At 54.1% G+C, this 8,263-nt stretch carries 8 protein-coding genes; 2 read left to right on the top strand and 6 right to left on the bottom strand.

Features of this window, described 5'->3' with window-relative positions:
• Positions 1 to 83: 83 nt before the first annotated feature.
• Both R6V78_RS18900 and R6V78_RS18895 read left to right on the top strand, forming a co-directional pair.
• Complete coding sequence (locus R6V78_RS18900; RefSeq protein ID WP_410290945.1) at positions 84 to 1,391, top strand: PLP-dependent aminotransferase family protein; 1,308 nt, start codon at positions 84 to 86, stop codon at positions 1,389 to 1,391.
• Positions 1,367 to 1,861, top strand: a complete 495-nt coding sequence (locus R6V78_RS18895; RefSeq protein WP_410290944.1) for a GIY-YIG nuclease family protein — start codon at positions 1,367 to 1,369, stop codon at positions 1,859 to 1,861. The genes R6V78_RS18900 and R6V78_RS18895 overlap by 25 nt, the downstream gene beginning before the upstream one ends.
• Before the next feature lie 65 nt (positions 1,862 to 1,926).
• Here R6V78_RS18895 and R6V78_RS18890 read toward each other — a convergent pair whose 3' ends face one another.
• From R6V78_RS18890 to R6V78_RS18865, 6 genes are all read right to left on the bottom strand, one after another.
• Positions 1,927 to 2,481: a DUF3750 domain-containing protein gene (locus R6V78_RS18890; RefSeq protein ID WP_410290943.1), complete on the bottom strand. Its 555-nt coding sequence runs from the start codon at positions 2,479 to 2,481 to the stop codon at positions 1,927 to 1,929.
• A gap of 294 nt (positions 2,482 to 2,775) precedes the next feature.
• Positions 2,776 to 4,884, bottom strand: coding sequence for a glucans biosynthesis glucosyltransferase MdoH (gene mdoH, locus R6V78_RS18885; protein WP_410290942.1), 2,109 nt, complete (start codon positions 4,882 to 4,884; stop codon positions 2,776 to 2,778).
• On the bottom strand, positions 4,874 to 5,371 hold the full coding sequence (locus R6V78_RS18880; protein WP_410290941.1) for a hypothetical protein: 498 nt from the start codon (positions 5,369 to 5,371) through the stop codon (positions 4,874 to 4,876). Before R6V78_RS18880 ends, mdoH begins: the two co-directional genes overlap by 11 nt.
• Positions 5,372 to 5,435: 64 nt before the next feature.
• The gene (locus tag R6V78_RS18875; protein ID WP_410290940.1) at positions 5,436 to 7,007 is read right to left on the bottom strand and encodes a glucan biosynthesis protein; all 1,572 of its coding nucleotides are present in this window, start codon (positions 7,005 to 7,007) and stop codon (positions 5,436 to 5,438) included.
• A gap of 260 nt (positions 7,008 to 7,267) precedes the next feature.
• Positions 7,268 to 7,639, bottom strand: a complete 372-nt coding sequence (locus R6V78_RS18870) for a putative quinol monooxygenase (protein ID WP_410290939.1) — start codon at positions 7,637 to 7,639, stop codon at positions 7,268 to 7,270.
• Between the two features lie 198 nt (positions 7,640 to 7,837).
• Positions 7,838 to 8,263 (bottom strand): helix-turn-helix domain-containing protein (locus R6V78_RS18865; RefSeq protein WP_410290938.1); only part of this gene is annotated, 426 nt, incomplete at its 5' end.

Here is an 8,263-nt window from a genome sequence, read left to right as displayed (position 1 = left end):
GGGACTATCACATCTATAACCCTTTTTGATGGTTTAACCGATTAAGCAGAAGCGGCCAAGGAAGAGGTGGAAAAGAAAACGCAGTGAGCGATGGTGCTGAAAAATCCAAAAGGAGCAATTACCATGGTCGACTGGAATACACTTTTGCCCGCAACATGCGTGATTACGAGGGGTATTCCATTGGCAAACTCCTCTCGCTGATCAACGATCCGAAGATCATCTCTATGGCCGGGGGGATGCCGTCACCTGAGATGTTTCTTCAAGAGCAGCTCCGGCAGGCGACGCGCCGAAGATTCGATAGCCATATCCATCGCATCATGCAGTACTCGTCCATCCGTGGGGAGGGTGAATTGATCGAGGCGGTGATCGCCTTTCTTCAACGCGACGATATCCACGTACGTCCGGAGAACGTCATGATTACCAGTTCCGGGCAGCAGGGCCTGGACCTGGTCGGGAGGCTGCTGCTGGATCCCGGAGACGCCTTGGTGGTCGAGCGGCCCACGTTTGCAGGCGCCCTCGCTGCTTTCCAGATGCAGCGGCCGGATTATTTGGGAATTGAACTCGCGGCTGACGGTTTGGATGTGGTGCAGCTGCGGCAGGTTCTGTCAGACTGCCAGGCCTCGGGTTCGCCGCCCAAGTTCATCTATGTCGTTCCGGACTTCCAGAATCCTACCGGGATTTGTATGAGCCTGGCCAAAAGAGAGGCACTATTGGCGCTTTCCCGTCTCTATCACATTCCCATCATCGAGGACAGCCCCTACCGGACATTGCGCTACTGCGGCTCCCAATTGCCGTCCCTGTTCAGTTTGGATCAGCAACAAGGCGGTGGCTCTGTGGTCGGTGTCTATACGTTTTCCAAACTTTTTTGTCCGGGGATGCGGGTGGGCTTTACCATTGGGCCACCGGAGGTGATTTCCAAGATGACCAACATCAAGGAAGGCAGCACCTTGAACACGCCCCCGTACAATCAGGAAATGTGTGCGGATTTTCTAACCACGGTTGATCTGGATGCATATTTCCAGCGCTGCCACGTCTATTATCAGGAAAAATTGCGCGTCCTTCTGGAAGCCCTGGAAACGCACTTTCCACCGGAGCGAGGGGTGACCTGGACCCGTCCCGATGGCGGGCTGTTCTTATGGTTGAGTGTGCCGGAAACCGTGAATACGCAATCTCTGTTTCATGCGGCCCTTGGATTCAAGGTGGCCTTTGTGCCGGGAGATGCGTTTTATGGTGAGCATCCCGAATACCGACATATGCGCTTGAATTTTTCGTGCCCGTCCAGCGACCAGTTGAAGGAAGGGGTCAGGCGACTGTCTGATTGCCTGGTGCGGACAGAAAGTGTAGTGGACAGGTTGCAGCGGAGCAGATGGTCAATCAATCAATACACATAACAGGACAGCAAGGCACATATGCCTTAATTTTCAAATGCGAAACTCCTTTCCATGCCGCAGCGGGGAAACTTGGACCGATATTCATAACTACCGGATATTGGATATACGTGGGCAGTGCGTTCGGTCCTGGTGGTTTGCGTTCAAGACTCACACACCATTTGAAACCATCGACCCGGCCACACTGGCATCTGGATTACATCAAACACGCCCTTCACCCGATTGAGGCTTGGGTCACCGTTGGTTTAGCAACCAGGGAGCATGATTGGACAGGAATACTTTCCACCCTGAAAGGTGCCACTCGACCTATTGCCGGTTTCGGTGCATCGGACTGTCCATGCCGTTCACATCTGATTCACCTGCCGCGACGTCCGAACTTCTCAGCATTTAAAATTGAAATCAAAGCCATAAAATTGGCCAAGGGTGCTTTTTTCCGATATGTAGTGGATCAGGAAAATGGGGGCACCCATTAAAGGGCGCCCCCGGATGTCGGTTGAACCAGTAGAGCGGTGGTTCATGGGCTTGCCGAGGGGATGGATTATTCCAGGTACCCGCTGCCGAAAGCAGAAAAGGGAAGGTTCAACGCCAATTCGGGCACTTGCCTGGCGATCCAGGCTGTAAAGGTGTTGCTGTTGGGGCCTGGAAAGGCCTTGTAGACAGCTTTCCATGGGTAGGCTCGGGCGGCCGCGTCCACGGCGGCAATCAGTTCGTCCACCCCCGCTCCTCTGTGCGCTTTCAGGATTCTGGGCTTGGCGCCGTACCAGTAACGGTCCGGGACACCCTCGGCTATCCTTAGGACCGGCTGGCCGTGATTGCCGCGCCAACCGACCACGTCGTAAACCGTATATGCGGTTGCGCCACTCCGCTTGGCTGCAATCCAAGTGTGAATGGCAAACCAGCCGCGCCAACCCCAGGCATTGGCACCGTATACCTGGAGAACCGCCTCATTGGTGACAAGGGGATCGGGGGCGATCCCGGCAGGTTCGCGGCTGGCGGTACGCCAGTCTCCAACCATGTAGTTGCTCAGCAGAACCAACCCTGCCAGGACAATGGCTGAAAGCAGTATCAATTTTCTCGCAAATGAGTGCTTCAAGGGATCACCGTGCCGATTAAACTGCTCCTGGGCTGAACCAAAATCCGCCATTTTCGAAAAATAGGAAAATGGATATCAAACCTTGATGAAGCCGTAAAAAGTCACAAACAGTGACACTCCCGCGGAGGCGGGAGTCTATAACTATCTGAATCTTATGGATCCCCGCCTTCGCGAGGATGACAATAAACCTGAAATTTCGACTTTTTACGGAACCATCAAACCTTGAATAGCGCACTTAATGTTTCGCATCCCCCTCGCAGCTCTCCGTCATTGCGACGCTTTTTTTTATGTCCTTTAGCCAATGCGCGATACACCCCACTGCCGGGCCGATTGGCCGTCGGGCAACTCCCAAACCAATTGGTGGAGTTTTATCAGGCTGGCGGGATGGTACAGCAGTTGCTTTTTCTCCTCGTCAGTCAAGTTATGCGGTCCGTCAACAACTGCTTTTTTGACCAGTTGGTTTAGCCGCTCGGCAATTTTGGGGGAAACACGAGGATAGCGGGGTCGGATCGCACGGTGCAGGCAAAAGACCTTTGGGTCGACCACTGCCCTGACAAAACCTCGCAAATGGGAAAAAGTCCCCATAGCCGGTTCTGCTTGGGCGGATTGAACCGCTTGCTTGGCAAGTTGCAGCTCGGGCGGCGGGGCCACCTCGGTCGCTGTAAGGAAGATTCCGATGCGGCGGAATGCCGCACCAACCCGGGGTTTGCTGGTCCAGACCGATATGGGGGCGGCCAGTGCAAGCGGCGCCAAAATGGGGATGAGCCACCAGAAAAAGGAGCGATTCATCAGAAAGAAGATTGCCCCCCAAAGCACGGCCATCAGCATGCCGCCGCCATGATAGCGAAATGCCTGGCGCCATGTCGTGCCCTGATCCGAACGGGTGGCTGGGTTCCATCCGCTGTTGCTGCCCAACAGCGTAATGAACACAAATTTGCTGTGTGCCAGCATGCGCAAGGGAGCCAGCAGCGTCGAAAAGAAAACTTCGCCGATCAGACTCAAAACAGCCTTGAACCACCCTCCAAACTCCGCTGCCCGTCGTCGGATGACCAGGGCAAGGATCAGACTGAGCACTTTGGGCAGGAAGAGTATGATGACTGTGGCAACCAGGATGACCAGCATCCATTCGGGATTCCACACCTGCCAATCCGGAAACAGGCTGCCCGTCCTTGGGAAGTAATCAGGCTCGAAAAAAGCCATGGCAAGCGCTTCGATCGAACTCAGGCTGAGAAAGATCAGCCACAAGAGCGCGGATATATAGGACATGGCGCCATTGAGAAACAGATAGCGATGTGCCGGGAAAAGCCCCCGGGTGAACAGCAATCGTAAATGCTGAAGATTTCCCTGGCACCATCGCCGGTCGCGAATCAGCTCCTCGATGAGGGTGGGCGGCGGCTCTTCGTAGCTGCCGTCAAGATCACAAGACAACCACACCCCCCATCCGGCGCGGCGCATCAGGGCCGCCTCCACAAAGTCATGGCTTAAGATGTCACCTCCTAAGGGAGGAGAACCCGAGAGTCTGGGCAGCGCACAGTGTTTCATAAACGGGTCCACGCGGATAATGACATTGTGGCCCCAGTACTGCGCGTCTCCCAGTTGCCAATAGTGGAGACCGGCGGCGAACATCGGGCCATACATCTGCGCAGAAAATTGCTGCAGGCGAGCATGCAGACTGGACCTTCCAGCAGGAATGGGAACCGATTGCAAAATTCCAATGCTCGGGTCCTGTTCCATAATTTGGACCATGCGAACCAGGGTCTGACCGGACATGATGCTGTCGGCGTCCAGCACCACCATGTATTTGTATGCACGTCCCCAACGACGGCAAAAATCGGCGATATTCCCGCTTTTGTGTTTTATGTTTGGTGTCCGATGACGATAGAAAAGAGAGCCGAAGCTGTCGGTCTTCCGGCAGGCCGAGGCCCAGGCGCGCTCTTCTTCAACCCACAGATCCGGCTTTGTCGTGTCACTTAACACAAAAAAGTGGAAGTGCTCCGCCTTTCGTGTCTGCTTGAGCGATCGGATGATGGCCACCAGTCTGTGGAACACGTCCCTGACATCTTCATTGTAGATGGGCAGGAGAATGGCCGTGGGTTGCAGTTCTACAGCCGGTTGGGATCCATTTTTGTCCAGGTGCCGCGTGGGGTGCCACTGTTTTTGGTCTCCGAGCAGCGTGATGAATCCAAGCAAGGAGGTCCAGAAACCAATGGAAATCCACGCAAACAACAATGCGAAAAAAAATACGATGGCTACCTCGATGGCCGTGGAACCCCGATACGGCAGGACCATGGCCATGTACCCGCTGGCCACAAAGGCTGTGACACCAATCAGCACACCCAGGAGCAGACGACGTCGATAGGCAATCCGCTCCCATTGCAGATTATATCGTTCTCTATTTGTCATTTTCTGATGCATTTCGGCTAAGATTTTGCCTGACCGCGAGATTGAGCAAAGAGACCAGTATGTTTTTTATCGAACCGGATTGCTGCATTTGCGGAAGCATACTGCCGCGTCTCAATTCCGGCATGGCCGGCATCGCCCGCCGGTATTCAGGCGGCATGCCGGGGCGATAATCCTCGTCGCATGCGCATGGATCGACTAACGCTGATACGGTGTTGTTCGGGCGGGCATCGATGGGTTGCTTTTCGGGAAGATCGGCGAGCGAAAGGTTTCTTTCGGAAAGCACCTGGCGCAGAAAGCGCATCGCGACCGGCGTTGGATGAATCTGTTTTGCGGAGGTTTTGGCCAGATGTGCGGTCGCGCGGGCCATGGTTTCAAGCACTATTTCAAGGCTCTGGACAGGCGGCAAGCCCAGAGCCTTTAAATAGTGTAGAACCCGCTCCTGGCTCTGTTGCCAGGTGACGGCATCCTGTCGGCTGATATCGTTCACCTGGACCGCTGCTCGCGGTGATTCTTGTCGGGGGCTTTTTGTCAGCATGGCAAATCACGTGTTCTCAAAAGCGGATGGCGTAACTCCAGGATTCCGTCAGCACCTGACCAGCCTGCCGGATATACGCCCTGATTTCAATGGGGGCTGACTGGGCATTATCCGGCAAAACCTTTTCCAGTGTGCTGCGAGCTTGGCGTTGTACGATAAACACTAACCGCCAGCCGTTTCCGGATTCGTTGTGATAGAGTTGGCTTTCAACAACCTCGCCTTCTCCCTGCACGGTAATAACCGGTTCCAACGGTGCTTCGGCCGGGAGGACGGTCGGCAGATTGGACAGACGCCCGCCGGTAAAATCAACAATCAGCTTGCGCTGATTCTCTTTATCGACAGCCGCTGTCCGTGTAGCGGCCACATACCCCAGGGCGTGTTGCTTGGCGTTGTCTGCGGAAAACCAACTCAGTCCATAGCGGTACCGATGGGGTCGATCGGGCGTCAGCGCCTGCTCGGGGGTCCAGAAGGCCACAATATTATCATTTTTTTCGGACTTGGTCGGGATTTGAATCAACTCCACGTGCCCGGCGCCCCAGTCTCCGACAGGGGTCACCCACGTACTCGGTCGTTTCTCGTAATGGGTCTCCAGATCCTGATAGTGGTTGAAGTTCTGATCGCGCTGGATAAGACCGAAACCCAAGAGGTCAGGCATAACAAAGGCATTTGTAAACAAGGATTTATAATTCACGAGGGGCCGCCAGACAAATTCTCCGGACGGGTATGCCATCAACAATCCGTCCGAATCGTGGATCTCGGGTCGAAAGTCATCTACCGGCCGGCAGTTGTCGCTCTCTCCATAAAAGTACATGCTGGTCAGGGCGGCCAGTCCCAGCTTTTTTATCGCTTTGCGCGCAAACAGGGTGAGTGTCACCTCGGTCTGCGTGCTCGATCCCGGTTCGATGATAAACTTATAGGCGCCAGTAAGACTGGCGCTGTCCAGCAGCGCGAAGATGACCATGGTATTGGCGCCCGGATCAGGCTTTACCAACCAAAATTTTTTGAAGTAGGGAAACTCCTCACCGGAATCGAGTGCGGTATCCACCGCGACCCCTCTTGCCGACAATCCATAGGTTTGATTTTTGGCAATGGCCCGGAAATAGCTGGCTCCGAGAAAGACCACCACCTCGTCACGGTAATCATTTCGATTGATCGGGTAATGCAGGCGAAAACCGGCAAATCCGAATTTTTCTGGGATCTTGGCGGCAAAGCTATTATTGCCGTAATCGAACAGGGACGGGTCGTACGGGTACGGATGAACGCCGCTACCATCCACAATATTAATTTCAACAAAGCGGTCATAAAAGCAGCCCGGATGGAAAAACTGCGCTTCAAAAGGGAGCTTTTCGTCCTGCCACAAAGATTTTTCCGTTCGAAAGCGGATGTCCCGCCATTGGTCGTAGCTGAGGTCGAGCAGAAAATCGGGTACTTCGTTTTCAGGTGCTTCGAACGGACGCGTCGCCAACTCTCGGGCAGTTTGTTCGACATTTTCAAAACCAAAAGCGGCCGCGGCCGTCGACTGGGCATGAACGGAACCCAGGCTGATGAGCAAGAGAGCGATTACCGATTTGACGGTTATGGTGGTCACTGAAACACAAAGGGGAGGCCAACAACCGGATTTTTTTGGGGGAAGTTGAAAAATGTGCATTTGAATCGTCCTTCCTTTATTGTTCAGGCACATAACGTCACTCGCCGATCCGGCCTATGTCGGAACGATAAAAGGACATTGCCGGGAAAACAAGATAGGGTGCGGTATGTAAATGGGTTTTGAAATGAATCTATTTGTTCGCCTTGACGTTGGCCACATAACAGCCCGATACACGCTTCGCTATACAATCGACACCGCATTCAATTCCGGCAGATAAACCCGGGTACTATGGTCTGCGTGTGGCCGGGCGATTTCCCCCGTGCGGCATGAACCGCTTCCATCCCTTCGGATTGATGGATGGTGTAAATGTGGATGCCGTGCGGTTCCAACAGCAGGCTTTTGGTTCCCAGCAGAACACCGAACATTTCAGACCGTAAATGCTGATCCAGCTCTTTTCTGGTCTGCCACTCCGCAAAGAGATTCAGAAGGTTCTTATCCTCCATATTGCGAAAGAGGGCGTAGCTCAGGCAGCCCGCCGTCTCCCCCATCGACCCAACCATCGAAAGCAGGGTTTGAACCAGTTCTTGCTGCTTTTCCGGCAACACATGCATGGTAATTCTAACAGCAATCATCGCATTGGCCTCCCGGTGAAAGGTGCGGTTACGTCCACCCAGTTACAGTCAAGAATGATGCCGAATTTTGCATGTGTCGGGAAATAGTTCCAGCCATTCGATTTAATAGGGATTCAGGAACGGTCAGGCAAGGGTGGGCAGGCGCAAGGCGGCCGGGTGGCTGGTCGTATATGACCACTGGTCATATACGACCAGTGTTTACGGGCTGTGGATGTCAAGCTTGCGCATCCTGGCGCGCAAGGTGCTGCGGTCGAGGCCCAGGATCTCTGCCGCACTGTGGTTGCCGCTGACTTTCCAGTGGGTCTGCTCCAGCACCCGGGCAATATACTCCCGCTCTACATCCGCAAGGGTCCGATTCGCCTGAGTCAAATTTTTGACCGGCTTTTTCAGCTCATCCACCAGATGCAGTTTGGGTCCCGACGAGTTGATCACAGCCCGTTCGAGGACATTTTCAAGTTCGCGAATATTGCCGGGCCAGTGATAGTTTTGCAGCGCGGTCATCACATTCACCGGAACCAGGCTGATGGTTTTTCCCAGTCGCTTTGAAATTTTATCAATAAAATAATTGGCCAGCAACGGAATGTCCTCCCTGCGCTCCCGAAGCGGCGGCAGGGTGATCGGAAA

The sequence above is a fragment of the Desulfosarcina sp. genome (genome assembly GCF_046496365.1).
Lineage (GTDB): Bacteria > Desulfobacterota > Desulfobacteria > Desulfobacterales > Desulfosarcinaceae > Desulfosarcina.
The sequence above is the reverse complement of the archived record's forward strand: the minus strand, read 5'-3'. Positions and strand labels throughout refer to the sequence as shown.